We start from the raw sequence: 26,407 nt of genomic DNA on the forward strand, positions 1-26,407 counted from the left end.
CACGGCCATTTTTCGGGTGTTCCAGTCGTGAAATAGAAGCTCACTCCCCTTTAGTACTTGATTAGCCGCCCGGAGTGCTCCAATGCCTGATTACCGCTCGAAAACATCCACCCACGGCCGCAACATGGCCGGCGCGCGCGCACTGTGGCGTGCCACGGGGATGAAAGATGACGACTTCAAGAAGCCGATCATCGCGATTGCCAACTCGTTCACCCAGTTCGTACCCGGCCATGTCCACCTCAAGGACCTGGGCCAACTGGTCGCCCGCGAGATCGAACGCGCCGGCGGTGTGGCGAAAGAATTCAACACCATCGCCGTCGACGACGGCATCGCCATGGGCCATGACGGCATGCTGTATTCCCTGCCGAGCCGCGAGATCATCGCCGACTCCGTGGAATACATGGTCAACGCCCACTGCGCCGACGCCATCGTGTGCATCTCCAACTGCGACAAGATCACCCCCGGCATGCTGATGGCCGCCCTGCGCCTGAACATCCCGGTGATCTTCGTCTCCGGCGGCCCGATGGAAGCCGGCAAGACCAAGCTCGCCTCCCACGGCCTCGACCTGGTGGACGCCATGGTCATCGCCGCCGATTCCAGCGCTTCTGACGAGAAGGTCGCGGAATACGAGCGCAGCGCTTGCCCTACATGCGGCTCGTGCTCCGGCATGTTCACCGCCAACTCGATGAACTGCCTGGTGGAAGCCCTGGGCCTGGCCTTGCCGGGCAACGGTTCGACACTGGCCACCCACAGCGACCGCGAGCAGCTGTTCCTGCAGGCCGGCCGCACCATCGTCGAGCTGTGCAAGCGTTACTACGGCGAGAACGATGACTCGGTGTTGCCGCGCAACATTGCCAACTTCAAGGCGTTCGAAAACGCCATGACCCTGGACATCGCCATGGGCGGTTCCACCAACACCATCCTGCACTTGCTGGCCGCGGCCCAGGAAGCCGAGATCGATTTCGACCTGCGCGACATCGACCGCCTGTCCCGCCACGTGCCGCAGCTGTGCAAAGTCGCGCCGAACATCCAGAAGTACCACATGGAAGACGTGCACCGCGCCGGCGGGATCTTCTCGATCCTCGGCTCCCTGGCCCGTGGCGGCCTGCTGCACACCGACCTGCCGACCGTGCACAGCCGCAGCATGGAAGAAGCCATCGCCAAGTGGGACATCACCCAGACAGACGACGAAGCGGTGCACCACTTCTTCAAGGCTGGCCCGGCCGGCATCCCGACGCAAACCGCGTTCAGCCAGTCGACCCGTTGGGACACGCTGGATGACGACCGTGAAAACGGCTGCATCCGCAGCGTCGAGCACGCCTACTCAAAAGAAGGCGGCCTGGCCGTGCTGTACGGCAACATCGCTCTGGATGGCTGCGTGGTGAAAACCGCCGGTGTGGATGAATCCATCCACGTCTTCGAAGGCCGCGCCAAGATCTACGAAAGCCAGGACAGCTCGGTTCGCGGCATCCTCGCCGACGAAGTGAAGGAAGGCGACATCGTGATCATCCGCTACGAAGGCCCGAAAGGCGGCCCGGGTATGCAGGAAATGCTCTACCCGACCTCCTACCTGAAATCCAAGGGCCTGGGCAAAGCCTGCGCCTTGCTGACCGACGGCCGTTTCTCCGGCGGCACCTCGGGCCTGTCCATCGGCCACGCTTCGCCGGAAGCCGCAGCCGGCGGCGCGATCGGCCTGGTGCAGGATGGCGACAAGGTGCTGATCGACATTCCGAACCGCTCGATCAACCTGTTGATCAGCGATGAAGAACTGGCGGCACGCCGGGTCGAGCAGGACAAGAAGGGGTGGAAGCCGGTGGAGAAGCGTCCGCGCAAAGTCACCACCGCGTTGAAAGCCTATGCCCTGCTGGCCACCAGTGCCGACAAGGGTGCCGTGCGTAACAAGGCGATGCTTGACGGGCTATAACCCCCCTCAGCGCCTCAAAAATGCCCCGATCTTCGGGGCATTTTTTTGCCCCCTCGCTGGAACTAAATGTCATCAGCTACCGATAAACAAACTGACCCTACCGAACTCAGCACTGCAAATGCCCGTTCATGGTTTCAGTTTTCTAACAGGTAACGCTCATGCCCAGAATCGCGCCTGCACCTTCTTTCACTGTTGCCCCGCAACTCCAGCATCCTCCACAACACAAAGCAAACCTGCCGCCAAACGGGGCAACGGCCCTTGGTGAACATTTCTACCTACTCCAAGGCCCGACACAGCAGTCTCCCAGAAAACTGGTCATCAGCGCCCATGGCGCCTACCTTCCGGGTATGAACTTGAAAGTGCCAGAGAACACGTCTCTTGTTTTTTATGGCCCGGATGGCCATTCGCTGCAAGACCCCACCCTGGGTGGCGTAGCCCGAGAAACCGTGAATATTTACGAGAAAACGCGCCCTGGTGAAGACGTCCGAAATTATCTGCTCGGCAAATACCCGGAGGACTCTTACAACAACATTCGGTATACCGTGAACAACTCGGACTTCGACGTGCTGACTGTACGCAACCGGAAAACCCCTTCACTCGCCTTGAGGAACATAGCCATCACTTTGCAGGATGCCCTGACGGAGGTGAATAACAAGGGGCTGCAGTATCAAGAGATTCACGCTTCATTCTGTCGCCCGAACCTGCTTAATCCTGCAGCACCTCTATACCGTGCCACTTTGCGTGAAGAAAGTTGCGATACAGTCCCGGCAACTGGAGCGCCGATACAGGATAAGTCGTCAGGCTGAAACGCCGCGCATAAAAAGTGCCCGCCAAGAGCCGGGCATTTTTTATCCGGCTGAAATCAGAACTGTGGGGTGTAGGTCATGGTGAACATCACATTGCGCGGGTCGCCATAGTAGTTACTGCCCCAGTTCGCGTTGTACGCCGGGATGTAGTACTTCTTGTCGAACATATTGTTCAGGTTCGCCGCGACGGTGAACTCCTGGTTGATCTTGTAGGTCACCCGCGAATCCCACAGTGCATTGCCCGGCACGCTGAAGGTGCGGTCGTAGGCGACGGTGCTGCTTTGCGCCGTCACGCCAGCACCGACGCTGAACTTTTGCCAGTCCCCCGGCAATTGGTAGTCGCCCCACACCTTGAGCAGGTGCTTGGGCGTCCAAGTGCTGAAGACCTTGCCTTCGTAGGTGTCGTCCTTGAGGAACTTGGTGGTGTTGTAGGTGTAGCTGGAGACCAGTTGCAGACCCGGCAGCACTTCACCGCCCAATGTGGCTTCAAAGCCCTGGCTGCGAACCTTCCCCGAGGCCACCGAGCAGTACCAGCCATTGCAGTTCATCGGCCCTTGCAGGTCCTGGACGCCACGGTTTTCCTGGTCGTAGCGGAAGATCGCAAACGAGGTGTTGAGGCGGCCATCGGCCAGTTCACCCTTGATGCCCAGCTCGTAGTTCTTGCCCTCGATAGGCTTGAGCAGCGAGCCGGAGGTGGTCAGGTTGGTTTGCGGCTCGAACGCATCGGCGTAGCTGGCATAGGCCGACCATTGATCGTTCAGGGCATAGACCAGGCCTGCATACGGGGTGACCTTGCCGGAGGTTTGCGTGGTGCTTTCCTCGGCAGCGCCGTACACGCCCTGGCGACCGTTCTGGCCGATGTAGGAGTACTCATACCAACTGGTGCGCGCGCCGAGGATCAGCGTGAGCGGGTCCAGCACCTTGACGCGCCAGGTGCCGTAGATGCCTTTCTGGCGAATGTCATACCAGCTCTTCGAGGCGTTCCCCGCCTGGAACAACTGGTATTTGTCGCGCTGCACACGGTTGTGGTCGATGTTGAAAATATCCGCGCCATTCGTTGCCGCCCGCGCCCACTGGTCGTCGGTGGTGAGTTTGGAATAGTTGGCGCCCAGGACCATTTCCTGTTGGAAACCCAGGCCGTCGAACTTGCCGTTGACATACACGTCCGCGCCACGACTTTTGGTATTGAAGTCGGTCACCCAGTCGATGTAGCGCACATTGCCCGTATCACCGGGGTTGGGGACGGTATCCCACGTCGCCTGGTACGTCGCGTCGTTATGCTCGTCCATTGCCACCAGCGCAGCCTTCACTTTCCAGTCATCGTTGAAACGATGCTCCAGGTCGGCGAACACCTGGGTCTGGTTGTTGACGGCACGGTTCCAGCTGGCGCCGACAAAGGTCGAACGCGGCAGGCCGATATCACTGCCATTGGCGTAGCGGGGCAACGACATGAAATTAGGGCGTGAGTGGCCTTTCTGGTTACTGATGCCGACGCCCACGGTAGTGTCTGGCGTGAAGTCGTAGTCGACGGCGCCGTAGACGGTCTGGTTCCAGCCGCCCGCGTAATCGACGAAGGAGTTGGTGGTGTCGTAATCCGCCACAAACCGGCCGCGCAAGGTGCCTTCCGGGTTGAGCGGGCCACCGGCATCGACTTGGGTGCCGTAGTGGTCCCACGAGCCGGCCTTGGCGGTGATGGTCACTGTGGGCGCCTGCTGGCCACGCTTGCGCACCAGATTCATGGTGCCGCCGGGGCTGTTGGCGCCTTGCAGCAAGGCGGCCGGGCCGCGCAGGGTTTCGACGCGGTCGTAGATCGCCATGTTTTCGGTGAGGTAGCTGCCCAGCGTGTAGGTGTTACGCGGGATGCCCACGCCGTCGTATTGCAGCGTGCCCACTTCGAAACCACGGGAGAAGATGAACATGCCAGGGCCAGGAGATTTGGTCGCCGTCAGGCCGGGCGTGCGCTTGACCACGTCGGACAGCTTGGTGGTGTTCTGGTCGTCCATCTGCTTGCGGGTCATGACGCTGACCGACTGCGGGATGTCCTTGAGTTTCTGCTCGCCCTTGCCGATGGTCACGGCCCCCGTGGTGTAGGAGCCGGTACCTTCGGTGGTGACGCCCAGGCGCTCGGCACTGATGGTGGTGGCGCCGACTTCGAGGGCGCCACCGGCGTCCACACGCTTTTCCAGGGTGACGGTATCGGCATTGATAAACGCTGCGCTCAAGCCCGTGCCGCCGAGCAGTTGCCCCAAGGCTTCACGCTGCCTCAGGTTGCCCTTCACCCCCGGCGACACCACCCCCTGGGTCAACTCACCATTCACCAACACCTGCACCCGCGTCAGCGCCGAAAATGCCGCCAGCGCACCGTCCAGGCTTTGCCCTGGAATATCGAAGCGGTAAGTCTGGGCCTGGATGGTCTCAGCAGCCTGCAAATACAGCGGCGCAGTGCCGCTGGCCAAGGAAATGGCCAGTGCCAGCAAGGGCCGTGCGGCGTATCGGTGTGCCATGAATGGTGCTCCCCGGTGCAAAAAAGTCGGTGATCGGCGCCGCACTACTTGAGAGTGCTTACTATTTACGCCTCAGTGATCAAGGACGATGCCCCACCGGGAAACCCTGAAAATATTTTGAAAAAGTTGCCGTCAGGACGCTTTGCCTTCGCGCAACACCAGCAAATACGGGGTGTAGCGCTCGGCATGCAGGTTGAGGGTATATTCCAGCGCCTTGATTACGGCATCGGGTTTGTCGATCTCAAACACGCCGGAGACCACGCGATTGCGCAACGCGTCGCCAAGCACCAAGGTCTTGCCGGGCCAGTAACGGTTCAACTCGTTGACCACTTCCGACAGCGGCTGTTGGCGGAACACCAGTTGGCGCTGGCGCCAGGCGAAACCGCTGGCGGGATCGAAAGCGTGCACGTCGGCGAGGCGCTGGTCCTGATATTCCACCGCCCGTCCCGGCTCCAGGTAGACCGGCTCGCCCATGCCCGCACTGACCTGCACCTTGCCCTCGGCCACCTGCACCCGCGTCTGCGCATCGCGCCGCGCCACGCTGAACTGGGTGCCGACCACCTTGACCCAGCCCTCACCGGACTGCACCACGAACGGCCGCGCCGGGTCCTTGGTCACGCTGAAAAAACCTTCGCCACGCAGCAGACGAATCTGACGCTCGCCGCCGCTCATGCGCACTTGAATCGCGCTGTCGGTGTTGAGTTGCAACTGAGAGCCATCGGCCAATTCGACGGTGCGCGATTCGCCGGTGCCGGTGGCGTAGTCCGCGCGCAGGCGGTCGAGCCAGGGCGTGTTCTGTACGGTCAACCCAACCGCCAGCAGCACGGCAGCGGCATAAGCCCAGCGCCGCGCGGGTTTGCGCCACGCGGCCTGCTCGGCGCGGCGGATCAACCGTGCCGGTTCACGCAAACCGCCGAGCATCGCCTGTACTTCCTGCCACGCGTCGTCCTGGGGCTGGCCCTGCCCGAGCCAAGCGGCAAAGGCGTCCATCTCGGCCGGGGTCACGTCCTCGGCCTGCAAGCGGAAGTACCAGGCGCACGCTTCTTCGAACAACGCGTCGGCAGTGGGTAACGCAGTCATGTCCGACGTCCTTGTGCATCGCAGGCAAGCCGCGTCTTGATGTAGGCGCGGCATTCAATCAAGGCGCGACGCAATTGGTATTCCACGCTGCGCGGGGTGATCGACAGGCGTTCGCCAATCTGGCGGTAGGAAAGTTCGTCGACATGATAGAGCAGGAAGATCTGCCGAGTCGCCTCGGGCAACGCCAGGATCGCGTCCTGCATCAGTTGCTCCTGCTGGTAGGCGGCCAATTGTTCATCGGCGCCGGGGTTGCTGCACGGCAGTTCTTCGCTGGGCTCGCCGGCGTCCAGGCGCTCACGGCGAATGGCCTGGCGCTGGTGATCGCGCACCAGGTTACTGGCGATGGTGAAGAGGAAGGCCGGGAGGTTGTCGATCTTCTCGCCGGAGTCCAACCGGGCCAGGCGCAGGAACGATTCCTGGGTCAGGTCGGCGGCTACCTGGGCGCTGCCGGTGCGGCGGGTGACGAAGGCTTCGAGGGCTTTCTTCTGCTCCGCGAACAGGCGCGCGATCTGCGAATTCCAGGAGAGCACGGCACTACCTTGAGGTGAACGAGGGGTTCAGGAGGTGCGCACGCTAGCAGAGGATGAGATTGGTTCGCAATTGAAATCTATTTTTTGCTGGGGGTCATGCGGTGTTTTTGAGGCCGTCTTCGCGAGCAAGCCCGCTCCCACATTTTGACCGCGTTTCAACATGAGAATGCGGTCAAAATGTGGGAGCGGGCTTGCTCGCGAATGCAGGCGACTCGGTGTTACTGAATGTCATCCGGTTTGACGATCACCCAATTCTTGTCCGCCGTCACCGCCAGCCCTTCCTTGGCCTGCGCCGCCGCGTGCTTGGCCATCATGCCGTTGAGCTGGGTCATGTATTTGTCCTTGCGGTTGATCCACAAATGCACGCCGCCCTTGGCCACGTCCACATCGTGGAACAGCATGTAGCCATCGCTCGTTGGCGTGTCGCCGCCCACCAGCACCGGTTTTTTCCACTCGTCGATGTAGGTCAGGATCGCCGCGTGTTTACCGGCCATCCAGGTGGCCGGGGTCCACAGGTAAGGGGTGAGTTCGAGGCCGAGGTTGGCTTTCTCGTCATATTTGCCGGCGCTGATCTGTTTGCGTGCGGTGGTCAGCTCGCCGGTCTTGCGGTCCTTGAGCAGGGTGGTCACGCCGATGACGTTCTCGGGTTTGACGTTGTAGCCGTACTTCGGATCGGCGGCGACCATGCGCACCAGTTCTTCCGAGGCAGCGGTCATCACATACACGTCGATGCCGTTTTCCATCAGCTTGTTGTACAGCTCCTGCTGGCCGGTGAAGACTTTCGGCGGCTGCACTTCGGATTTTTTCACCACGTCGCCTTCGAAATAGCTGACAGGCACCGGCTTGCCGGAGGCCATCAGTTCGTCGACCTGGACCTTGAGTTCCTTGAGGGTGAACCCCGAAAACACCTGGGCGACCCACGGGTAGCAGACCATGTCGTCCACTTCGCAGAGGCGATAGTAGTAACTGAACAGACTTTCCTTATGGTCGGCAGTGTCTTTGAACGGCATAAGCTTGAGCGACGGATCAAGGCTGTCGCGGGTGATCAGGCCCTTGTTTTCCATGTAGGGCAACAGGGACTCTTCGAGGTCGTAGCGGTAGCTGGTGTTGTCCATGTCGAACACCGCGAAATTGCCCTTGTTGGCGTTGGCGGCGATCATTTTGTTCAGTTGCTCGGCGGCCGGGGCCGGCCAGTGTTTCAACTCGGTGGCGGCCATGGCGTGGCCAGCAAGGCCCAGGCACAGCGCGGCGGCAAACATTCTCGAAGCGAGCTTCATATGCGTTTTCTCCCTGAGTGAAAGACATCGACGCTAACAAATCCCTGTGACAGTTAGCGCCCGAGCACGACCGCTTGCGTCCTGATTCCGCCAACGCCATATACCTGAGCGTCAAAGGCTTATTCCAAAAGCGACAGTCACCATTCGATATCGGTATTAAATCAATATATTTCAAGCTGTTAGGCTTTCCGGTTCGCAATCGCAGGCTCACGCGATTGGCAGCCTCTGACGGAGCTTCAATGAATCTGCCTCTGATTCTCAACTTACTGGTGTTCGTGGTCCTGTTACTGGGCCTGGCACAAACCCGCCGCACAAACTGGAGCCTGGCCAAGAAGGTGTTGTTCGCCCTGGCCCTGGGCGTGGCGTTCGGTGTGGCACTGCATAGCATTTACGGCGCCGGCAACCCGGTGCTCAAGGCTTCCATCGGCTGGTTCGACCTGGTCGGCAACGGTTATGTGCAATTGCTGCAAATGATCGTGATCCCGCTGGTATTTGCTTCGATTCTCAGCGCCGTGGCGCGGTTACACAACGCCGCGTCCCTGGGCAAGATCAGCTTCCTGACCATCGGCACACTGTTGTTCACCACCGCGATCGCGGCGTTGATCGGTATCGGCCTGACCAACCTGTTCGGCCTCACCGCCGAAGGCCTGGTGGCCGGCACCCAGGAAATGGCGCGCCTGCAGGTGATCCAGAGTGATTACGCGGGCAAGGTCGCCGACCTGAATATCCCGCAGTTGCTGCTGTCGTTCGTGCCGTCGAACCCGTTCGCCGACCTGGCGCGGGCCAAGCCGACGTCGATCATCAGCGTGGTGATTTTCGCCGCGTTCCTGGGGGTTGCCGCGCTGCAACTGCTCAAGGATGACGTGGAAAAAGGCCAGAAAGTGCTCAACGCCATCGACACCCTGCAAGCCTGGGTGATGCGCCTGGTGCGCTTGGTGATGAAATTGACGCCGTACGGCGTATTGGCGCTGATGACCAAGGTGGTCGCCGGTTCCAACCTGCAAGACATCATCAAGCTCGGCAGTTTCGTGGTGGTGTCGTACCTGGCCCTGGGCCTGATGTTCGTGGTGCACGGCCTGCTGCTGTCCCTGGCCGGGATCAACCCGCTGCGCTTTTTCCGCAAGGTCTGGCCGGTGCTGACATTTGCCTTCACCAGCCGCTCCAGCGCGGCGGCGATCCCATTGAGCATCGAGGCGCAGACCCGTCGCCTGGGCATCCCGCACTCCATCGCCGGTTTCGCCGCCTCGTTTGGCGCGACCATCGGCCAGAATGGTTGCGCGGGTCTTTACCCGGCGATGTTGGCGGTGATGGTGGCGCCGACCGTGGGCATCAACCCGCTCGACCCGCTGTGGATCGCGACGCTGGTGGCGATTGTGACCCTGAGTTCGGCCGGTGTGGCGGGCGTGGGCGGCGGCGCGACGTTTGCCGCGCTGATCGTGCTGCCGGCGATGGGCTTGCCGGTGTCATTGGTGGCGTTGCTGATTTCCGTGGAGCCACTGATCGACATGGGCCGCACGGCGTTGAACGTGAACGGCTCGATGACGGCCGGGGCGATTACCAGCCAGATCATGGGGCAGACGGATAAAGCCGTATTGGATGCCGATGAGCACGCCGAACTAGCCCAAGCCTAAACTTGTAGCGCTGGGCGGCGAAGCCGCCCCAAAACCAGACACCGCGTTTTTCCTGAAACACCGCGGCGTACCTGTTGGGGCGGCTTCGCCGCCCAGCGCGGGCAAGCCCGCTCACTACGGGCTGTCAGGCTTTTTTCCAGACTTCGAAGTTGTAGGCAGGCTTGTCACCTTCAGCCGGATTTTCTTGGTTGGAAACCAGCTTCCACTGGTTCAAATCAAACTCCGGAAACCACGCATCCCCCTGCGGGCTCAACGCCACCCGCGTCAAATACAGGCGATCGGCCTGTTCCAGCCCCTGCGCATACAACTGCGCACCGCCGATCAGCATCAGCTCATCCACGCCCTGCTCCAGCGCCCACGCTTCGGCGCGCTCAACCGCAGCGTCCAGCGACGGAAAAACCTCGGCACCTTCCAGCACCAGATCGGTCTGACGGCTGACCACAAGGTTCAAGCGCCCCGGCAACGGTCGGCCCAGGGAATCCCAGGTCTTGCGCCCCATGATGATCGGCTTGCCGAGCGTGGTGGCCTTGAAATATTTGAAATCCCCCGGCAAATGCCAGGGCATGCTGTTGTCGACGCCGATCACGCGGTTTTCACCGAGGGCTGCGATCAGGCTTAAAGGGAGAGTTTTTTTCATGGCGACGAGAATACCAGAGCCCCGAGTCAGGGGTTATGCTCCAGGCTCACAAACACAACAGGACGGCGCGTGACTGCACTGACCCCGCTGCAAAAACTCTGGCTGACAGAAACCGTGCGCCTGCGCGAAGAACACGCAGGCCCCTTGGACGACCAGGAAGCCAACCGCCTGGCCCGCGCGGCCGGTGGCGATTTGCCGACGCGTATCCAGCGCCGCGCTCTGCACCTGGCCGAACGCGATGGCCTGAGCGCCGCCCTCACCCGCTGGCTGCAAGGTGCGCGCCTGGCGCTGGTGCTGCTGGCCATCGTCGCGCTGATCAGCGGCGCCGGCCTGGCCTTCGCCGCGCTGGGCAACGGCCTGGGCCCGGTGAATGTGTTCTGGGCCTTGGGCAGCCTGCTCGGTTTGAATCTGATCCTGCTGATCAGTTGGGCCCTGGGCCTGCTGTTTGCCGGCGAACACGGCGCCAGCCTGGGGCGGCTGTGGTTGTGGCTCAGCGAAAAACTCGCCCGCGACGCCAAGGCCGCACAATTGGCACCGGCGTTGTTGCTGTTGCTGCAACGCCAGAAACTCAATCGCTGGGCCGTCGGCGTGCTGGTCAACGGCCTGTGGCTGCTGGCCATGCTCAGCGCCCTGGCGATCCTGCTGACGCTGCTCGCCACCCGCCGCTACGGCTTCGTGTGGGAAACCACCATCCTCAGCGCCGACACCTTCGTCGCCGCAACCCAAACGTTGGGCAGCCTGCCCGCGCTGCTGGGCTTCAACGTACCAACCGTCGAGATGATCCGCGCCAGCGGCGATCTCGCGCTGAACATCGAACGCGCCCGCCAGGCCTGGGCCGCTTGGTTGGTAGGCGTGCTGCTGGTCTACGGCCTGCTGCCGCGTCTGCTCCTCGCCCTGCTCTGCCTGTGGCGCTGGCAACGCGGGCGCGCCGCCCTGCGCCTGGACCTCAACCTGCCGGGCTACAGCCAGCTGCGTGAACGCCTGATGCCAAGCAGCGAACGCCTCGGCGTCAACGACGCCGCACCGGAGCAGTTGCCCCCTGTCAGCGGCGGCGTCAGCGACCTGCACAGCGACGGCGCCCTGCTGGTGGCCATCGAACTGGACGACCAGCATCCATGGCCGCCCAAGCTGCCTGCCAACGTCAACGACGCCGGCATCCTCGACAGCCGCGAATCGCGCCACAAACTGCTGGAACAACTCACGCGCTTCCCGCCCGCCCGCCTGGCCATCGCCTGCGACCCACGACGTTCGCCGGATCGCGGCAGCCTCGCGCTGATCGCCGAACTCGCCCGTAGCGCCGCCGCCACCCGTGTGTGGCTGCTGCAAGCACCGCCCGGCCAGGCGCTGGACGCCGAACGCCTGGGCGACTGGCACAGCGCGCTGCAACAGCTAGAGCTGCCCTTCGCCGACTGCGCGCCGCTGAACTGGCTGGAGACCGGTCATGACTAAACCGCTGAAACTCGCCGTGGTCGGCCACACCAATGTCGGCAAAACCTCGCTGCTGCGCACCCTGACCCGCGACGTGGGCTTCGGCGAAGTCTCCCACCGCCCCAGCACCACACGGCATGTCGAAGGTGCGCGCTTGTCGGTGGACGGCGAAGCCCTGCTGGAGTTGTACGACACTCCCGGCCTGGAAGACGCCATTGCCCTGCTCGACTACCTGGAGCGCCTGGACCGCCCGGGTGAACGCCTCGACGGCCCGGCCCGGCTGGCGCGGTTCCTCGAAGGCAGCGAAGCGCGCCAGCGTTTCGAACAGGAAGCCAAGGTGCTGCGCCAACTGCTGGCCTCGGACGCCGGCCTGTATGTGATCGACGCCCGCGAGCCGGTGCTGGCCAAGTACCGCGACGAGCTGCAAGTGCTGGCCAGTTGCGGCAAGCCGTTACTGCCGGTGCTCAACTTTGTCAGCAGCAGCGACCATCGCGAACCGGACTGGCGTGAAGCCCTGGCCCGCCTGGGCCTGCATGCACTGGTGCGGTTCGACAGCGTCGCACCGCCGGAAGACGGCGAGCGCCGCCTGTACGAAAGCCTCGCCCTATTGCTGGAAAACGCCCGGCCGCAGTTGGAGCGCCTGATTCTTGACCAGCAGGCCCAGCGCCAGGCCCGTCAGCAAAGCGCAGCGCGGTTGATCGCCGAGCTGCTGATCGACTGTGCCGCGTGCCGTCGCAGCGTGGTCACCGAAGATGAGCCGCACGCCATCAACGAGCTGCGCAAGGCCGTGCGCCAGCGCGAACAGAAATGCGTGGAAGCGCTGCTCAAACTGTTCGGGTTTCGCCCGCAAGACGCCGCCGCCAGCGATTTGCCGCTGCTCGACGGGCGCTGGGGCGATGACCTGTTCAACCCGGAAACCCTCAAGCAACTCGGGGTGCGCGTCGGTGGCGGGATCGCCGCCGGGGCCGCCGCCGGGGCCGGTGTGGATCTGCTGGTCGGCGGCCTGACCCTCGGCGCCGCCGCCCTGGCCGGGGCGATTGCCGGTGGTGCGCTGCAAACCGCACGCAGTTATGGCAGCCGGCTGCTGGGCAAGATCAAAGGCCAACGCGAACTGACCGTGGACGACAGCGTGCTGCGCCTGCTCGCGCTGCGCCAACGTCAGTTGCTCAAGGCCCTGAACCTGCGTGGGCATGCGGCGATGCACAGCATCAAGGTCGACACGCCCCAGGACAAAAGCTGGCGCGAGGGCAAATTGCCGGACGCGCTGCACAAAGCCCGTGCCCATCCGCAATGGTCGTCGCTCAACCCCCACGCCAAACTCAGCCAGGCCGAACGCCAGGAGCAGGTCGAAGCACTCGCCCAGCGCCTCGACGAAACCTAAGCCGCCAACACCTGCCGCGCCTTGGCCTTGAGCACCTCAAGGTCGAGCAGCGGCACATGCATCTGCTTGGCCTGCTCGTCCCAATGACGCATGCGCAGGCTGACCGCGCAGAGCGGGTCCTGCTCAAAGGCCTGGGCTTCTTCGGCGGTCATCATCCCGCCCTGATAGCCCAGGGTGCGACGGCTGGCTGCGCTCAATCGGGCGTAGTAGCCCGGTTGGTTGAACGTCAGGTAGCGCTTGGCTTGCACGTGATATTCCACGAGCCTGGCCAAGCGTTCGCTGAACCCGGCGCGGCGCAGGTAATCCGCGCCCAGCCTTTCGTGGCTGACCACGCCGTAGCCGCCCATGTCCGCGCCGCCTTGGCCGCACAGATGCCCGATGTCGTGGAAAAACGCCGCCAGCACCACTTCATCGTCAAACCCTTCCAACATGGCAAGCTGCGCGGCCTGGGACATGTGCTCGATCTGCGACACCGGCTCGCCGATGTAATCCGCCGCGCCGTGTCGCTCGTACAGGCCAAAGACCTCGGCAATCGCCTGTTCCGGGCTCATCACACACTCCCCCACAACGCACTGATATTGCGCTCGGCCAGCGCCGGCCCGACGCTCATGCCCACGCCGGTGTGCATCAACGCTGCGCTCACCCCCGGTGCCGCCCGCAGGAACGAGAACGGCCCCGGCCCCCGTGCCCCGTATACGCCCTGCCAGCGCTCCACCACCTGGAGCCTGCAACCCAGGGTCTGCTCGGCCAGTTCGATCATCCAGTCGTCGACCTGCTCGGCGTTGAACGGCGAGGCATCGCTGCCGTAGGCATGGGAGTCGCCGATGATCAGCTCGCCATAGGGTGTCGGGCTGATCAGCAGGTGGATGCCGTGCTCGTGCAGGTGCGGCACATCGCGCAGGATCTGCGCCCGCACCGTCGCCGCCTCGGGCAGGTCGGCGAAGGCGCCGTAGTGCACGCAACTGAGGCCGGTGAGCAAGGCGTGTTGCAGGTTGAGATTAACCGCTGGCCGTGCGCGCAGCATTTGCAGGCGACAGATACTTGGGTTGAGTTCGGCCATCGCGTCGGCCAGCAGGGTTTGGTAGTCGTGACCGGAGCAGACGATGATCTGCTCGCCGCGAAAGCTGCCCGCCGTACTGTGCAGCAGGCCCGGTTCCACATCGCGTACCAGGGTGGAGAAATGAAACTCCACGTTCAATTCGTCGCGAAGGTAGTTGATCAACGCCGGGAGCGCTTCGCGCGAATACAGTTGCTGGTCGTCCTTGCCGTGCAACGCGGCACGGTGATGACGGAACTGGCCGCCATACAAATCCTTCATCGCTGCGCCTTGCAGCAATTCGACGTGGTAGCCGTGTTCCTTGGCGCGGCCGGCGCAGAAGGCTTCGAGCAGATGCTCTTCGGCTTCGTTGCGGGCGAACAGGTAGGCGCCGTTGCGCTTGAGCTGCAGGCCCGCGGCCTGGGCCCAGTGGCCCCAGATGTCACGGCTTTGCCGCGCCAGGTCGAGCATCGTGCCTGGCGGCTGGCCGGTGACCAGGGCCTGGCCGAAGTTGCGTACCGAGGCGCCCAGGGGCGTGGCGCTGCGTTCGAAGACCTTGACCTTGAGGCCGCGCCGGGCGGCGGCGAAGGCGTGGGACAGGCCGAGGATGCCGGCGCCGACAATTAAAAGGTCGGTGGGGTGTGTCATGGAATGATGTCCTGAATTCAAGGCCGCCTTCGCGAGCAAGCCCGCTCCCACATTTGAATGTGTTCACAAATCAAAATGTGGGAGCGGGCTTGCTCGCGAAGAGGCCAGCAGCCCTAACGAAAAAATTACTGACCCGCCACCTTCTCCGACTTCCCGTCATAGCGCTTGCGCCATTCGGTGAGGATGCTGTCGCGGTTCTTCGACGCCCAGGCAAAGTCGTTCTTGATCAGCCGCTGCTCATAATCGGCCCGCAATTCGGTCTGCGGCTTGGCAATCCCCGGCTGGGCGAGCACGGCGAAGTTGTCCTTGTACAGCGCCATCGCCGCTGGGCTGGCGGAAAAGTCGGCGAGTTTTTTCGCCGCGTCGGCGTGGGCCGTGCCCTTCATCACGGCCGTCGCTTCAATGTCCCAACCCAGGCCTTCTTTCGGCAGGATGATGTCCAGCGGCGCGCCCTGGCGCTTCAACTGCACGGCCGGGTATTCAAAGGAAATCCCGATCGGGAATTCACCAGACGCCGCCAGCTTGCACGGCTTGGAGCCCGAGTGAACGTACTGGCCGATGTTCTGGTGCAGGTCGTCCATGTACTGCCAGCCCTGCTTCTCGCCATAGGTCTGCAACCACGCGCTCACATCCAGGAAACCGGTGCCGGACGAGGCCGGGTTGGGCATCACGATCTTGCCCTTGTACTCAGGCTTGGTCAGGTCTTGCCAGCTCACGGGTTTGCTCAGGCCTTGCTTCTCAGCTTCGACGGTGTTGAAGCAAATGGTCGCGGCCCAGACGTCCATGCCCACCCAAGCCGGCGGGTTGGCCGGGTCGCGGTAGTTTTTGCCGATCTTGTCCAGGTCCTTGGGTGCGTAGTTGTCCAACATGCCTTGCTGGTCGAGGATCGCCAGGCTGGAGGCGGCCAGGCCCCAGACTGCATCGGCTTGCGGGCGGTCTTTCTCGGCCAGCAGCTTGGCGGTGATGATGCCGGTGGAGTCGCGCACCCACTTGATTTCGATGTCCGGGTTGGCCTTTTCGAAGGCTTGCTTGTAGGTCTTCAACTGCTCGGCTTCGAGGGCCGTGTACACCGTAAGGTCGGTCTTGGCGAAGGCATTCAGGCTGAATGCAGACAGTACGGCAGCGACCAGTGCCAGGGGTTTGAACATGGAACACCTCCTATCGGGATTATTGGCCCGGCGCGCTCTGGCGCCAGGCTTGGGAGCGACGCAACGCGCCACGTGAGGCCCACGCCAGCAACAGCGAGACGCCGGCCGAGGTGAACAGGATCAGGGTCGACATGGCCGCCGCGCCGCCCACGTTGCCGGCATCGTCCATGTTCAACACGGCGACGGCGGCGAGGATGGTGTCGGGGCTGTAGAGGAAAATCGCGGCGGATACGGTGGTCATCGCCGATACAAACAGGTAGCGCACGATGTCCAGCAGCGCCGGCAGGCAGATCGGCACGGTGACTTTCAGGTAATGGCGATACAGCGGCGCCTTGAGGGACAGCGCGGCGGCTTCGAACTCGGCGTCCAGCTGGCGCAACGCCGTGGTGGCGGTCATCTGCGCGGTGGTCAAATAATGCGCAATGGTGCACACCACCAGCAGCGTCATGGTTCCGTAGAACACATGCAGCGGGTTGCCGTTGAGGTTGAAAAAGAACACGTAGCCCAGGCCCAGCACCAACCCCGGCACGGCCATCGGCACAAAGCTGAGCAGGCGCAGCGCGAGGTTCAGGCCCTTCTGGCCCTTGGTCTTTTCCATCAGGTAGGCGCCGGTGAAGATCAGCACGCTGCCGATCAACGCGGTGCACAAGGCCAGGGTCAGGCTGTTGCGATAGGCCAGCCAGCCGCCGCCGGCGGTGTCTTCGAACTGGTAGTGGGTCAGCGACAGCGACAGGTTGTACGGCCAGAATTTCACCAGCGAGGAGTACACCGCCATGCCGAACACCAGCAGCAAAACGGCGCAGATCAGTAGGACGATGGCCAGGTAGCAGCCGTCCCTCGAACGCGATGGCAGCGGTTGGAACACTTGGGCGCGGCCGCTCATAGAGTCGCCATGACGGCGGCGCAACCACGCATCCACGCCGAAGCTGAACAGCGCCGGCAGCAGCAACACCATGCCGATCAACGCGCCGCGACCGAACTGTTGCTGGCCGACCACCGCCTTGTACGCCTCCAGCGCCAGCACCTGATAATCGCCGCCGACCACCACGGGCACGCCGAAGTCGGTGATGGTCAAGGTAAACACCAGACAGAATGCGGCGAACACCGCCTGGCGCGTGGCCGGCCAGGTGATGCTGCGAAACGCCCGGGCCGGGCTCGCCCCCATGCTGGAGGCCGCGTCGAACAGGCGCGCATCCGCCAGGGACAGCGCCGACAGCAGGATCATCAAGGCGTGTGGGAAGGTGTAGATCACTTCGCCCAGAACGATGCCCCAGAAACCGTAGATATTCTCCGAGAGCAAGCCGCGCAACATACCCTGGTTGCCGAATAGATAAACCAGCGCAATCCCCGGCAGCATCGACGGTGCCATCAACGGCAACAGGGACAGGCCGCGCCAGATCGCCTTGCCGGGAATCAGCGTGCGTTGCAGGGCGTAGGCAAACAGGTAGGCCAGCGGTACGACGATGGCCGCGACGCTGAGGGAAACTTTCAGACTGTTGCCAAGCAACCAGTGGAAGTTGGCGCTGGTGATCAGTGCTTTAGCCGCGACCAGACCGCCGCCCTGCCCCGCTTCGCTGCTGAAACCACGCCAGAAGATCGCCAGCAACGGCAGCAACACGGCGACGCCCAGCAAGCACAGCCAGAGCAGTTTGCCGCCGACCACAAACAGGCGGTCGCCCAGTTCGGCACGGGAAGCCTGGCGCACGGCGGGCAAGGTCATGACAACGGCCATCTCAGGCAAACACCTGCAGGCTGCGCGGCGGCAAGGCCACCCAGATGTCCTGGGCGCCCAGGCGCGGCATGGCTTCCGGGGCCAGTTCGGCGAGCAGCGCATGGCCGGGTAACTGCTCGAGCTCAAAGCTCATGCGGCAGCGGTTGCCGAGGAACGTGACCTCGCGGACCTTGGCCGGGAACAGGTTTTCTTCATGCACCGGCGGGTTGACGCTGATGGCTTCCGGGCGGCAGAACAGGCGGCCGGACTTGGCCACGCCGGCATCATCAGCCAAGCGCATGTTCATCCCGCCGACCTGGGCGTGGCTGGCGCTGTTGCGGCTGAATGGCAGCCAATTGCCCTGGCCGACAAATTCCGCCACGAACGACGTGGCCGGGCGGTCGTAGATTTCCTGGGGCGTGGCGTACTGCTCGACCTTGCCGTTGTTCATAACGGCGATGCGGTCGGCCATCAGCATGGCTTCGTCCTGGTTGTGGGTGACCATCAGCGTGGTGATGCCCAGGCGCCGTTGCAGTTGGCGCAGTTCGGTGCACAGATGCTCGCGCACACGGGCGTCGAGGGCGGACATCGGTTCATCCAGCAGCAATAACGACGGCGCAGGCGCCAGCGCCCGGGCTAGAGCCACGCGTTGTTGCTGGCCGCCGGAGAGTTGGCCGGGGTATTTCTTTTCACTGCCGACCAGGCCGACCAGTTCCAACATCTGAGCGACACGCTTGCGCACTTCATCGCGGCCGCTGCCGGCGAGGCCGTAGCCGATGTTCGCTTCGACAGTCAGGTTGGGAAACAGGGCGTAGGACTGAAACAGAATGCCGTAGTCCCGCGCCTGGGGTGGCAGCAGGGAAACGTCGCGGTTGCCCAGGTAAAGTTCGCCGCTGTCCTGGCGCTCGAGCCCGGCGATGCAGCGCAGCAAGGTGGTCTTGCCACAGCCGGACGGGCCCAACAGGCACACCAACTCACCGGCGGCGACGTCCAGGGATACGTTGTCGAGCGCAGTGAAGGCGCCGAAGCGTTTCTGGATATTGCGCACCTTCATCGGCGCGCCGGGTTGGCTCAGGGCAGTGTTCATGCGTGGCACCTCATCAAACGGATGAGGGTCATGCTAGGTAGGCAATGCGTCGCGCGTGTGGCAGGAAGGCAAAAGGTGTTGATAGTGGTATTGGTGGATTTGGGTAGGGGTCAAAGGGGTGTGGTGCCTGCACTGCCGCTTTTGCGGGTAAGCCCGCTCCCACACTTGATCGGGTTCACACGGTCAAAATGTGGGAGCGGGCTTGCCCGCGAAGAGGCCCTCAAGACCACCATAGAACTCAGAGGGGCGACATTTCCTGCGCCAAGCCCAGAAACGCCGCTGGCAACCGTGCGCTTTTTCTTTCCTTGAGGCAGTACAAATACTCCGGAATCTGCGGCGCATGCTCGATGGTCAGCACCCGCAGTTGCGGGTCATGGGGCACTTCCTGGCGCGCAATGATGCTGATGCCGATATTGCGCAACACCGCCTCGCGGATCGACTCGCGGCTGCCGATTTCCAGCAGCGGCCCGTAGCTCACGCTAGCGCCCTGCAACATCTCTTCCGTCAGCCGCCGTGTGGTCGAGCCCGCTTCACGCATCAACAAGGTATGCCCGGCCAGGGCACTGAGGGGTACATGGTCGAGCTTGGCCAGGGGATGGTCGCGATGCACCGCCAGCACCAGCGGGTCGGTGCCCAATACCCGGCGGATCAGGCGTGGGTCTTCCACCAACTGCGAGGACGCGGCGACATCGACGCGGTAATCGTCCAGCGCTTCGAGCACCTGTTGGGAGTTGCCGATTTCCACCGACACGTCCACCTGCGGCAGGCGTTCGCGGAAGGCTTTGACCAGGTCGAGAATGTAATACGGCGCCGTCGCGGCAATCCGCAATGCGCCCTGGACCTGGCCGTTGTTGCGCAGGAAAAACTCGATGTCCGCTTCTTGCTGCAACAGCGCCTTGACCATCGGCAGCAGCCGCGCGCCTTCATCGCTGACGGTCAGACGCCGGCCGCCACGGTAGAACAGCTCAACACCGTATTGGCTTTCGAGGTTGCGGATCTGGGTGGTGACCGTGGGCTGGCTCAGGCCGAGTTTTTTCGCCGCCTGGGTAATGCTGCCCAGGCGCGCGACCATGTAAAAAGCCTTCAACTCGGCACTCAGCACGCCACCCTCACATCCATTATTTGCGCAACAGGCGCAGGCCATTGAACACCACCAGCAGGCTGACGCCCATGTCGGCAAACACCGCCATCCACATGGTGGCCATGCCCAGGAACGTGACTGCGAGGAAGATCGCCTTGATCACCAGCGCCAGGGCGATGTTCTGCCGCAGGATACTCGAGGTTTGCCGCGACAACCGAATGAATGCGGGAATCTTGCGCAGATCATCGTCCATCAGGGCCACGTCGGCCGTCTCGATGGCGGTGTCGGTGCCGGCTGCGGCCATGGCGAAACCGATCTCGGCACGGGCCAGGGCCGGGGCATCGTTGATGCCGTCGCCGACCATGCCGACGCGATGGCCTTGGCCATAGAGGGTTTCGATGGCTTGCAGTTTATCGGTGGGCAGCAGGTCGCCACGGGCCTGATCGATGCCGACCTGGGCGCCAATCGCCTGGGCGGTGTGGGTGTTGTCGCCGGTGAGCATCAGGGTCTTGATGCCCAGCGCGTGCAGTTGCTGGATGGCTTCACGGCTGCTGTCCTTGACCGTGTCGGCCACGGCAAACAGCGCCAGCGGGCCGGACTTGTCGAGCAGCAGCACCACGGACTTGCCTTGTTTTTCCAGGGCGAAGAGTTTTTCTTCCAGCTCCGGCGAGCACAGGCCAAGGTCCTCCACCAGACGGTGGTTGCCCAGGTGATAGGTTTCGCCGTTAATATCGCCGCGCACGCCACGGCCCGCCAGCGCCGCGAAGTTATCCACAGCGTGCAGCGCCAGGTTTTTATCCACAGCCGCATTGGCGATGGCGAGGGACACCGGGTGGTCGGAACGCCCGGCCAAACTCGCGGCTAACGCCGGTGCGCTGGCTTCGACGTTGGGGAACAGCGCCAGGTAATCGGTTTGCACCGGCTTGCCGTGGGTGATGGTGCCGGTCTTGTCGAGGGCCAGGTAGTCGAGTTTGTAGCCGCCCTCCAGGTAGACGCCACCCTTGATCAGGATGCCTTTGCGCGCCGCCGCCGCGAGGCCGCTGACGATGGTCACGGGCGTGGAGATCACCAGCGCACACGGGCACGCCACCACCAGCAGCACGAGGGCGCGGTAGATCCAGTCGAACCACACGCCGGCCATGAACAGCGGCGGGATCAGGGCTACGCCGAGGGCAAACAGGAATACCGCCGGGGTGTAGACCCTGGAGAAACTGTCGACAAAGCGCTGGGTCGGCGCGCGGGCGCCTTGGGCCTGTTCCACGGCGTGAATGATCCGCGCCAAGGTGGAATTGTTGGCCGCTGCGGTGACTTTGTATTCCAGAGCGCCGGCCTGGTTGATGGTGCCGGCGAAGACCTTGTCGCCCACGGTCTTTTCAATGGGCAGGCTTTCGCCGGTGATCGGCGCTTGGTCAATGGTCGATTGGCCCGCAGTGACTTCGCCGTCCAGGCCGATGCGCTCGCCAGGCTTGACCCGCACGATAGCCCCAAGATCGATGCTTTTGACCTCTTGTTCAGCCCACGAACCGTCGGCCTGCCGCACCGTGGCCTGTTCGGGGGTCATCTGCATCAGGCCGCTGATAGCGTTGCGCGCACGGTCCAGGGATTTGGCTTCGATCAGTTCGGCGACGGTAAACAGGAACATCACCATGGCCGCTTCCGGCCACTGGCCGATCAGGATTGCGCCGGTCACCGCGATGCTCATCAGCGCGTTGATGTTCAGGTTGAGGTTTTTCAGGGCGATCCAGCCCTTTTTGTAGGTGGTAAGGCCGCCGCTGAGGATCGACACCAGCGCCACCAGGGCAATCACCCAGGTCGGCGCGGCGTTAGTGAAGTGCAGCACTTCAGCGCCCAATGCACCGACGCCGGACAATGCCAGCGGCCACCAGTGTTTCTTGGCGGGTGGTGCGGCAGCCGGGGTGCCTTCCTCGATGGGGTCGGCCTGCATGCCGATGGATTTGATCGCGGCGATGATCGGCGCGGTGCTCGGCAGGTCGTGGGTGACGCCGAGGATGCGGTTGATCAGGTTGAATTCCAACTGCTGGATGCCGGCGAGCTTGCCCAGTTTGTTCTGGATCAGCGTCTGCTCGGTGGGGCAGTCCATGGCTTCGATGCGGAACGTGCTCAAGCGCGAGCCGGCGGTGGGCGCCTCGTTCAGCGTCACCTTTGCCGCAGCCGAGCTGGCGGAACAGCAGGAATCGCCGTGGCCGTGGTTATGCACAGGCGTGAGTTTATGCTCGCCATGATCATGGTCGTGCTTGTGTTTATGCGGGGTGTGGATGGAATCGCTCATCAGGTCGCGTCCGTAAGGTGCCTGTTGCCAAGTAAAGACCCTGTAGCCACTATAGGGTCAAGCACCCATTTGGAGATTGCTGCGATGAAGATCGGCGAACTGGCGAAACTGACCGACTGCCCCGTGGAAACCATCCGCTATTACGAGAAGGAAGGCCTGCTGCCACCGCCGGCGCGCACCGAGGCCAATTACCGCGTGTACACCCAGGCGCACACCGAGCGGCTGATCTTTATCCGCAATTGCCGCAGCCTGGACATGACCCTGGAGGAGATCCGCAGCCTGCTGGATTTGCGCGACAGTCCGCAGGACCAGTGCGAAAGCGTGAATGCGTTGATCGACGAGCATATCCACCATGTGAAAGCGCGGATCGACGGGCTGTTGGCGTTGCAGGAACAGTTGCTGGACCTGCGCCAGCGTTGTGGCGGTGGGGAGCAGTGCGGGATTTTGCAGCGGCTTGAAGTCAGCGGAAGTGTGGCGGCCAGTGAGGCTGAGCCTTCCCATGTGGGCAGAAGCCACGGCCACTAACTCAAGTGAATACGGACTAAATGTGGGAGCGGGCTTGCTCGCGAATGCGGTGTGTCAGCTAACACATCTGCAAGCTGATCCACCGCTTTCGCGAGCAAGCCCGCTCCCACACAAGCTAGATCCCACATTGATCAGATGGCGACATCAGCCTTGATGCTCGGATCGGCGTCGTAACCCACAATTTCAAAGTCTTCGAACTTGTAGTCATAGATCGACGCAGGCTTACGCTTGATCACCAACTCCGGCAGCTTCTTCGGCGTACGCGCCAGCTGGGTCTGGATCTGTTCCATATGGTTACTATACGCATGGGTGTCGCCAGTGGTGACGATGATCTCGTGGGGGATCAGGTCGCACTGCTGCGCCAGCATATGGGTGAGCAGCGCCAGCGCCGCGGTGTTGTACGGCAGGCCGAGGAACACGTCGGAGCTGCGGATATACAACTGCATCGACAGGTGACCGTCATGGACGAAGGCCTGGTACAGCAGGTGGCACGGTGGCAGGGCTTGCTTGCCGTTGCGCGCGTTTTCCTGGGGGCTCAGGGTCTCGTCGGGCAGGTACTCGACGTTCCAACCGTGGAACAGGATGCGGCGGCTGTTGGGGTTGGTCTTGAGCGTATGCACCATGTAGTCGATCTGGTTGATCGTGCCACCGTCCTTGGTCGGCCAGGCGGTCCACTGCTCGCCGTACACCGGTCCCAGGTCACCGTCTTCGGTGGCCCATTCGTCCCAGATCTTCACGCCGTTTTCATTCAGCCACTTGATGTTGGTGTTGCCGCTCAACATCCAGATCAGTTCGTTGGCGATGCTTTTGAAGTGAAGCTTCTTGGTGGTCAGCAGCGGAAAGCCGTCGGCCAAGTTATGCCGATACTGACGGGCAAACACGGCCTTGGTGCCGGTGCCGGTGCGATCGCCCTTGGTCAATCCATTGGTCACGACGTCGTTCAGTAGTTCGAGATATTGCTTCATTTTTTTACCCGTATCGTTGAAGCCGAGGCAGGGCAACCGCCTCGGCATTCGAATTTAAAGCGCAGTGTTCTTCAGCGGCTGCGGGCGATTGTACGCCCACCACAGCAGGCCCAGGCCGGCGAGGATCATCGGCAGGCTGAGGATCTGACCCATGGTCACCCAGCCCCACGCCAGGTAGCCCAACTGTGCATCCGGCACGCGCACGAATTCGACGATGAACCGGAAGATCCCGTAGAACAACGCGAACATGCCCGACACAGCCATGGTTGGGCGCGGCTTGCGCGAGAACAGGTAGAGAATCAGGAACAGTGCCACGCCTTCCAGCGCGAACTGGTAGAGCTGCGACGGATGGCGCGGCAGTTGCGCCGGGTCGCTGAATGGCGGGAACACCATCGCCCACGGCACGTCGGTCGGCTTGCCCCAGAGCTCGGCGTTGATGAAGTTGCCGATGCGCCCGGCCCCCAGGCCAATCGGTACCAGCGGCGCGACGAAGTCCATCAGTTCGAAGAACGACTTGCCGTTGCGACGGCCGAACCACCAGGCAGCGATCATCACGCCGACAAACCCACCGTGGAACGCCATGCCGCCCTTCCACACTTCGAAGATCAGCGTCGGATTGGCGATGTACGCCGACAGATCGTAGAACAACACGTAGCCCAGGCGCCCGCCGACGATCACCCCCATCGACAGCCAGAAGACCATGTCGGAGAGCTTCTCCTTGGTCCAGGTCGGATCGAAACGGTTCAGGCGCCGGGAAGCCAGCAGCCAGGCGCCGCCGATACCGATCAGGTACATCAACCCGTACCAGTGGATTTTCAGCGGACCGATGGCCAGGGCCACCGGGTCGATCTGCGGGTAAGGCAGCATTGCGACTCCTCGTTAAATCATTCGTTATAGCGCCCGGACCATGCCGGGGCGCGATTAAGGCTGCGTTACAGCAAGAAATTCAAACCGACGCAAAACAGCAACCCGGCAAACAGGCGCTTGAGCAAGCGCGGCGACAGCTTGTGCGCCAGGCGCGCGCCGAAACGGGCAAACACCATGCTGGTCAGGGCAATGCCCAACAGCGCCGGCAAATACACGAACCCTAGACTATGAGCGGGCAACAGCGGGTCATGCCAGCCCAGAATCATGAAACTTAATGCACTGGCCAGGGCAATCGGCAGGCCGCACGCCGATGAGGTGGCCACCGCCTGCTGCATCGGCACGCTGCGCCAGGTCAAGAACGGTACGGTCAACGAGCCGCCGCCGATGCCGAAAATCGCCGACGCCCAGCCGATCACCGTGCCGGCCAGGGTCAGGCCGAGTTTGCCCGGCACCGTGCGACTGGCCTTGGGCTTGACCTCCAGGGCCAGTTGCAGCGCGATCACCAAGGCGAACACACCGATGACCTTCTGCAAGTGCGGGCCGGAGATGGCTTCGGCGGTCAGTGCGCCAAAACCGGCGCCGATCAGGATGCCCACGGTCATCCACACAAAGATCGGCCAGCGCACCGCGCCACGCCGGTGGTGCTCACGCACGGCGTTGATCGAGGTAAAAATGATGGTCGCCAGTGAGGTGCCCACGGCCAGGTGGGTCAGCACCTGGGGGTCGAAGCCCTGCAAGGTGAAGCTGAACACCAGCACCGGCACGATGATAATCCCGCCGCCCACCCCGAACAGCCCGGCCAGCACACCCGCACAGGCGCCCAGCGCCAAATACAGCAAAAATTCCATGGGAGCCCCCAAATCAAGTCCGGCATGTTAACGGATGGAAGGCATGCGACCCAACTGGAGACGATGGAACGCCCGCGCTTGAGTGCGTAGAGTGGCAAAAAACACAAAAGGGATCGCCTGATGTGCCTGATTGTCTTCGCCTGGCGGCCGGGCCATGCCCAGCCACTGATCGTCGCGGCCAACCGTGATGAGTTCTACGCCCGCCCCAGCCTGCAGCTTGCCCAGTGGCCGGATGCACCCGAGGTCTACGCCGGCCGCGATCAGGAAGCCGGCGGCACCTGGCTGGGCGTGAATGCCGACGGGCGGTTTGCCGCCCTGACCAATATCCGCGATCCGCACCAGCCACCGGCGCGCAAGTCCCGCGGGGAACTGGTGGCGCGCTTTCTCAATGGAAACCTGCCGATTGACGACTACTTGGCCGACGTTAACGGCCGTTCGATCGAATATGCCGGGTTTAACCTGCTGCTGGGCACACGGGAGGAGTTGTGGCACTACAACGCCAATCACACCCAGCCGACGCGGTTGCAGGCCGGGGTGTATGGGTTATCCAACGCTGGGCTGGATACGCCGTGGCCCAAGTTGCTCAAGGCCAAGGCGGCGTTGAGTGCGGTGCTGGATGACCCGCAACCGGAGGCGTTGCTGGGGCTTTTAAGTGATCCGCAGACAGCGCCGTTTGCAGACTTGCCCGATACCGGCGTGGGGTTGGCGACGGAGAGTCTTTTATCCAGCGTGTTTATCGCCAGCCCCAGTTATGGGACGCGGGCGAGTACGGCGTTGATTGTGAATGCCGACGGGACTCGGCGGATGGTGGAGCGTAGTTTTGGGCCCCATGGTGGGCGGCTGGGTGAGGTAGAACTCAACGTGTAGTGAGCGGGCTTGCCCCGCGCTGGGTGGCGAAGCCGCCCTAAACCCAGACACCGCGATCTTCCTGAAACACCGCGGCGGCCGGTTTGGGGCGGCTTCGCCACCCAGCGCGGGCAAGCCCGCTCACTACAAGGGCCAT

Annotated in this window: 22 protein-coding genes; 7 read left to right on the top strand and 15 right to left on the bottom strand. The window is 62.8% G+C overall.

Features of this window, described 5'->3' with window-relative positions; all coding sequences use genetic code 11:
- Window positions 1-82: 82 nt before the first annotated feature.
- Together ilvD and LIY36_RS01255 are read left to right on the top strand one after the other, a co-directional pair.
- The gene (ilvD, locus tag LIY36_RS01250; protein WP_192297858.1) at window positions 83-1,924 is read left to right on the top strand and encodes a dihydroxy-acid dehydratase; all 1,842 of its coding nucleotides are present in this window, start codon (window positions 83-85) and stop codon (window positions 1,922-1,924) included.
- A gap of 158 nt (window positions 1,925-2,082) precedes the next feature.
- The gene (locus LIY36_RS01255) at window positions 2,083-2,730 is read left to right on the top strand and encodes a putative adhesin (protein ID WP_226454575.1); all 648 of its coding nucleotides are present in this window, start codon (window positions 2,083-2,085) and stop codon (window positions 2,728-2,730) included.
- Window positions 2,731-2,786: 56 nt separating this feature from the next.
- On the opposite strand, the gene LIY36_RS01260 is transcribed toward LIY36_RS01255, so the two are convergent.
- From LIY36_RS01260 to LIY36_RS01275, 4 genes are all read right to left on the bottom strand, one after another.
- Window positions 2,787-5,234, bottom strand: a complete 2,448-nt coding sequence (locus LIY36_RS01260; RefSeq protein ID WP_226454576.1) for a TonB-dependent siderophore receptor — start codon at window positions 5,232-5,234, stop codon at window positions 2,787-2,789.
- A 132-nt stretch (window positions 5,235-5,366) separates the two neighbouring features.
- Window positions 5,367-6,314 carry a FecR family protein gene (locus LIY36_RS01265; RefSeq protein WP_226454577.1) on the bottom strand — a complete coding sequence of 316 codons (948 nt, stop codon included), beginning with the start codon at window positions 6,312-6,314 and terminating at the stop codon, window positions 5,367-5,369.
- A complete protein-coding gene (locus LIY36_RS01270; protein ID WP_192297862.1) occupies window positions 6,311-6,844 on the bottom strand; it encodes an RNA polymerase sigma factor in 534 nt (177 codons plus the stop codon). The genes LIY36_RS01265 and LIY36_RS01270 overlap by 4 nt, the downstream gene beginning before the upstream one ends.
- A 218-nt stretch (window positions 6,845-7,062) precedes the next feature.
- Window positions 7,063-8,121, bottom strand: coding sequence for a haloacid dehalogenase-like hydrolase (locus LIY36_RS01275; RefSeq protein ID WP_370694873.1), 1,059 nt, complete (start codon window positions 8,119-8,121; stop codon window positions 7,063-7,065).
- A 239-nt stretch (window positions 8,122-8,360) separates the two neighbouring features.
- Here LIY36_RS01275 and LIY36_RS01280 point away from each other — a divergent pair, with 239 nt between their 5' ends.
- Window positions 8,361-9,752: an L-cystine transporter gene (locus LIY36_RS01280; protein ID WP_226454578.1), complete on the top strand. Its 1,392-nt coding sequence runs from the start codon at window positions 8,361-8,363 to the stop codon at window positions 9,750-9,752.
- A gap of 124 nt (window positions 9,753-9,876) precedes the next feature.
- Here LIY36_RS01280 and LIY36_RS01285 read toward each other — a convergent pair whose 3' ends face one another.
- The gene (locus tag LIY36_RS01285; RefSeq protein WP_192297864.1) at window positions 9,877-10,389 is read right to left on the bottom strand and encodes a dihydrofolate reductase; all 513 of its coding nucleotides are present in this window, start codon (window positions 10,387-10,389) and stop codon (window positions 9,877-9,879) included.
- A gap of 69 nt (window positions 10,390-10,458) precedes the next feature.
- Between LIY36_RS01285 and LIY36_RS01290 the strand changes: the two genes are divergently transcribed.
- The gene (locus tag LIY36_RS01290; protein WP_226454579.1) at window positions 10,459-11,838 is read left to right on the top strand and encodes a DUF2868 domain-containing protein; all 1,380 of its coding nucleotides are present in this window, start codon (window positions 10,459-10,461) and stop codon (window positions 11,836-11,838) included.
- Window positions 11,831-13,198 carry a DUF3482 domain-containing protein gene (locus LIY36_RS01295; protein WP_226454580.1) on the top strand — a complete coding sequence of 456 codons (1,368 nt, stop codon included), beginning with the start codon at window positions 11,831-11,833 and terminating at the stop codon, window positions 13,196-13,198. The genes LIY36_RS01290 and LIY36_RS01295 overlap by 8 nt, the downstream gene beginning before the upstream one ends.
- On the opposite strand, the gene LIY36_RS01300 is transcribed toward LIY36_RS01295, so the two are convergent.
- From LIY36_RS01300 to LIY36_RS01330, 7 genes are all read right to left on the bottom strand, one after another.
- Window positions 13,195-13,749 carry a phosphonate degradation HD-domain oxygenase gene (locus LIY36_RS01300; RefSeq protein ID WP_226454581.1) on the bottom strand — a complete coding sequence of 185 codons (555 nt, stop codon included), beginning with the start codon at window positions 13,747-13,749 and terminating at the stop codon, window positions 13,195-13,197. The genes LIY36_RS01295 and LIY36_RS01300 overlap by 4 nt on opposite strands.
- Window positions 13,749-14,882: a TIGR03364 family FAD-dependent oxidoreductase gene (locus LIY36_RS01305; RefSeq protein ID WP_226454582.1), complete on the bottom strand. Its 1,134-nt coding sequence runs from the start codon at window positions 14,880-14,882 to the stop codon at window positions 13,749-13,751. The genes LIY36_RS01300 and LIY36_RS01305 overlap by 1 nt, the downstream gene beginning before the upstream one ends.
- A 125-nt stretch (window positions 14,883-15,007) precedes the next feature.
- The gene (locus LIY36_RS01310) at window positions 15,008-16,030 is read right to left on the bottom strand and encodes a putative 2-aminoethylphosphonate ABC transporter substrate-binding protein (RefSeq protein WP_226454583.1); all 1,023 of its coding nucleotides are present in this window, start codon (window positions 16,028-16,030) and stop codon (window positions 15,008-15,010) included.
- Between the two features lie 19 nt (window positions 16,031-16,049).
- Window positions 16,050-17,762: a putative 2-aminoethylphosphonate ABC transporter permease subunit gene (locus LIY36_RS01315; protein ID WP_226454584.1), complete on the bottom strand. Its 1,713-nt coding sequence runs from the start codon at window positions 17,760-17,762 to the stop codon at window positions 16,050-16,052.
- A 1-nt stretch (window position 17,763) separates the two neighbouring features.
- Window positions 17,764-18,828 (bottom strand): putative 2-aminoethylphosphonate ABC transporter ATP-binding protein, encoded by a 1,065-nt coding sequence (locus tag LIY36_RS01320; protein WP_226454585.1) that lies wholly within the window; start codon window positions 18,826-18,828, stop codon window positions 17,764-17,766.
- A gap of 238 nt (window positions 18,829-19,066) precedes the next feature.
- Window positions 19,067-19,930 carry a LysR family transcriptional regulator gene (locus LIY36_RS01325; protein ID WP_226454586.1) on the bottom strand — a complete coding sequence of 288 codons (864 nt, stop codon included), beginning with the start codon at window positions 19,928-19,930 and terminating at the stop codon, window positions 19,067-19,069.
- A 16-nt stretch (window positions 19,931-19,946) separates the two neighbouring features.
- The gene (locus LIY36_RS01330) at window positions 19,947-22,199 is read right to left on the bottom strand and encodes a heavy metal translocating P-type ATPase (protein WP_226454587.1); all 2,253 of its coding nucleotides are present in this window, start codon (window positions 22,197-22,199) and stop codon (window positions 19,947-19,949) included.
- 84 nt (window positions 22,200-22,283) lie between these two features.
- Between LIY36_RS01330 and cadR the strand changes: the two genes are divergently transcribed.
- The gene (gene cadR / locus LIY36_RS01335; protein ID WP_226454588.1) at window positions 22,284-22,724 is read left to right on the top strand and encodes a Cd(II)/Pb(II)-responsive transcriptional regulator; all 441 of its coding nucleotides are present in this window, start codon (window positions 22,284-22,286) and stop codon (window positions 22,722-22,724) included.
- A gap of 131 nt (window positions 22,725-22,855) precedes the next feature.
- On the opposite strand, the gene LIY36_RS01340 is transcribed toward cadR, so the two are convergent.
- The 3 genes from LIY36_RS01340 to LIY36_RS01350 all read right to left on the bottom strand — a co-directional run bounded on the left by LIY36_RS01340 (window position 22,856) and on the right by LIY36_RS01350 (window position 25,404).
- Window positions 22,856-23,689 (bottom strand): thymidylate synthase, encoded by an 834-nt coding sequence (locus tag LIY36_RS01340; protein ID WP_226454589.1) that lies wholly within the window; start codon window positions 23,687-23,689, stop codon window positions 22,856-22,858.
- A 54-nt stretch (window positions 23,690-23,743) separates the two neighbouring features.
- Window positions 23,744-24,556, bottom strand: coding sequence for a prolipoprotein diacylglyceryl transferase (lgt, locus tag LIY36_RS01345; RefSeq protein ID WP_192297876.1), 813 nt, complete (start codon window positions 24,554-24,556; stop codon window positions 23,744-23,746).
- A gap of 65 nt (window positions 24,557-24,621) precedes the next feature.
- Window positions 24,622-25,404, bottom strand: a complete 783-nt coding sequence (locus tag LIY36_RS01350; protein WP_226454590.1) for a sulfite exporter TauE/SafE family protein — start codon at window positions 25,402-25,404, stop codon at window positions 24,622-24,624.
- Window positions 25,405-25,524: 120 nt separating this feature from the next.
- Between LIY36_RS01350 and LIY36_RS01355 the strand changes: the two genes are divergently transcribed.
- Window positions 25,525-26,271, top strand: a complete 747-nt coding sequence (locus tag LIY36_RS01355) for an NRDE family protein (protein WP_226454591.1) — start codon at window positions 25,525-25,527, stop codon at window positions 26,269-26,271.
- The last annotated feature ends 136 nt before the right edge of the window (window positions 26,272-26,407 follow it).

Origin of the sequence: Pseudomonas sp. AF03-9 (assembly GCF_020515815.1) — a bacterium.
GTDB lineage: Bacteria > Pseudomonadota > Gammaproteobacteria > Pseudomonadales > Pseudomonadaceae > Aquipseudomonas.

What these genes read in the sequence shown, in the direction of transcription:
- lgt (WP_192297876.1), bottom strand. Translation starts at nt 24,556, where the DNA reads ATGCTGCCTTACCCGCAGATCGACCCGGTGGCCCTGGCCATCGGTCCG.
- LIY36_RS01255 (WP_226454575.1), top strand. Translation starts at nt 2,083, where the DNA reads ATGCCCAGAATCGCGCCTGCACCTTCTTTCACTGTTGCCCCGCAACTC.
- LIY36_RS01330 (WP_226454587.1), bottom strand. Translation starts at nt 22,199, where the DNA reads ATGAGCGATTCCATCCACACCCCGCATAAACACAAGCACGACCATGAT.
- LIY36_RS01300 (WP_226454581.1), bottom strand. Translation starts at nt 13,749, where the DNA reads ATGAGCCCGGAACAGGCGATTGCCGAGGTCTTTGGCCTGTACGAGCGA.
- LIY36_RS01275 (WP_370694873.1), bottom strand. Translation starts at nt 8,121, where the DNA reads ATGAAGCTCGCTTCGAGAATGTTTGCCGCCGCGCTGTGCCTGGGCCTT.
- LIY36_RS01285 (WP_192297864.1), bottom strand. Translation starts at nt 10,389, where the DNA reads ATGAAAAAAACTCTCCCTTTAAGCCTGATCGCAGCCCTCGGTGAAAAC.
- LIY36_RS01310 (WP_226454583.1), bottom strand. Translation starts at nt 16,030, where the DNA reads ATGTTCAAACCCCTGGCACTGGTCGCTGCCGTACTGTCTGCATTCAGC.
- cadR (WP_226454588.1), top strand. Translation starts at nt 22,284, where the DNA reads ATGAAGATCGGCGAACTGGCGAAACTGACCGACTGCCCCGTGGAAACC.
- LIY36_RS01340 (WP_226454589.1), bottom strand. Translation starts at nt 23,689, where the DNA reads ATGAAGCAATATCTCGAACTACTGAACGACGTCGTGACCAATGGATTG.
- LIY36_RS01265 (WP_226454577.1), bottom strand. Translation starts at nt 6,314, where the DNA reads ATGACTGCGTTACCCACTGCCGACGCGTTGTTCGAAGAAGCGTGCGCC.
- LIY36_RS01260 (WP_226454576.1), bottom strand. Translation starts at nt 5,234, where the DNA reads ATGGCACACCGATACGCCGCACGGCCCTTGCTGGCACTGGCCATTTCC.
- LIY36_RS01315 (WP_226454584.1), bottom strand. Translation starts at nt 17,762, where the DNA reads ATGGCCGTTGTCATGACCTTGCCCGCCGTGCGCCAGGCTTCCCGTGCC.
- LIY36_RS01280 (WP_226454578.1), top strand. Translation starts at nt 8,361, where the DNA reads ATGAATCTGCCTCTGATTCTCAACTTACTGGTGTTCGTGGTCCTGTTA.
- LIY36_RS01350 (WP_226454590.1), bottom strand. Translation starts at nt 25,404, where the DNA reads ATGGAATTTTTGCTGTATTTGGCGCTGGGCGCCTGTGCGGGTGTGCTG.
- LIY36_RS01355 (WP_226454591.1), top strand. Translation starts at nt 25,525, where the DNA reads ATGTGCCTGATTGTCTTCGCCTGGCGGCCGGGCCATGCCCAGCCACTG.
- LIY36_RS01320 (WP_226454585.1), bottom strand. Translation starts at nt 18,828, where the DNA reads ATGAACACTGCCCTGAGCCAACCCGGCGCGCCGATGAAGGTGCGCAAT.
- ilvD (WP_192297858.1), top strand. Translation starts at nt 83, where the DNA reads ATGCCTGATTACCGCTCGAAAACATCCACCCACGGCCGCAACATGGCC.
- LIY36_RS01295 (WP_226454580.1), top strand. Translation starts at nt 11,831, where the DNA reads ATGACTAAACCGCTGAAACTCGCCGTGGTCGGCCACACCAATGTCGGC.
- LIY36_RS01305 (WP_226454582.1), bottom strand. Translation starts at nt 14,882, where the DNA reads ATGACACACCCCACCGACCTTTTAATTGTCGGCGCCGGCATCCTCGGC.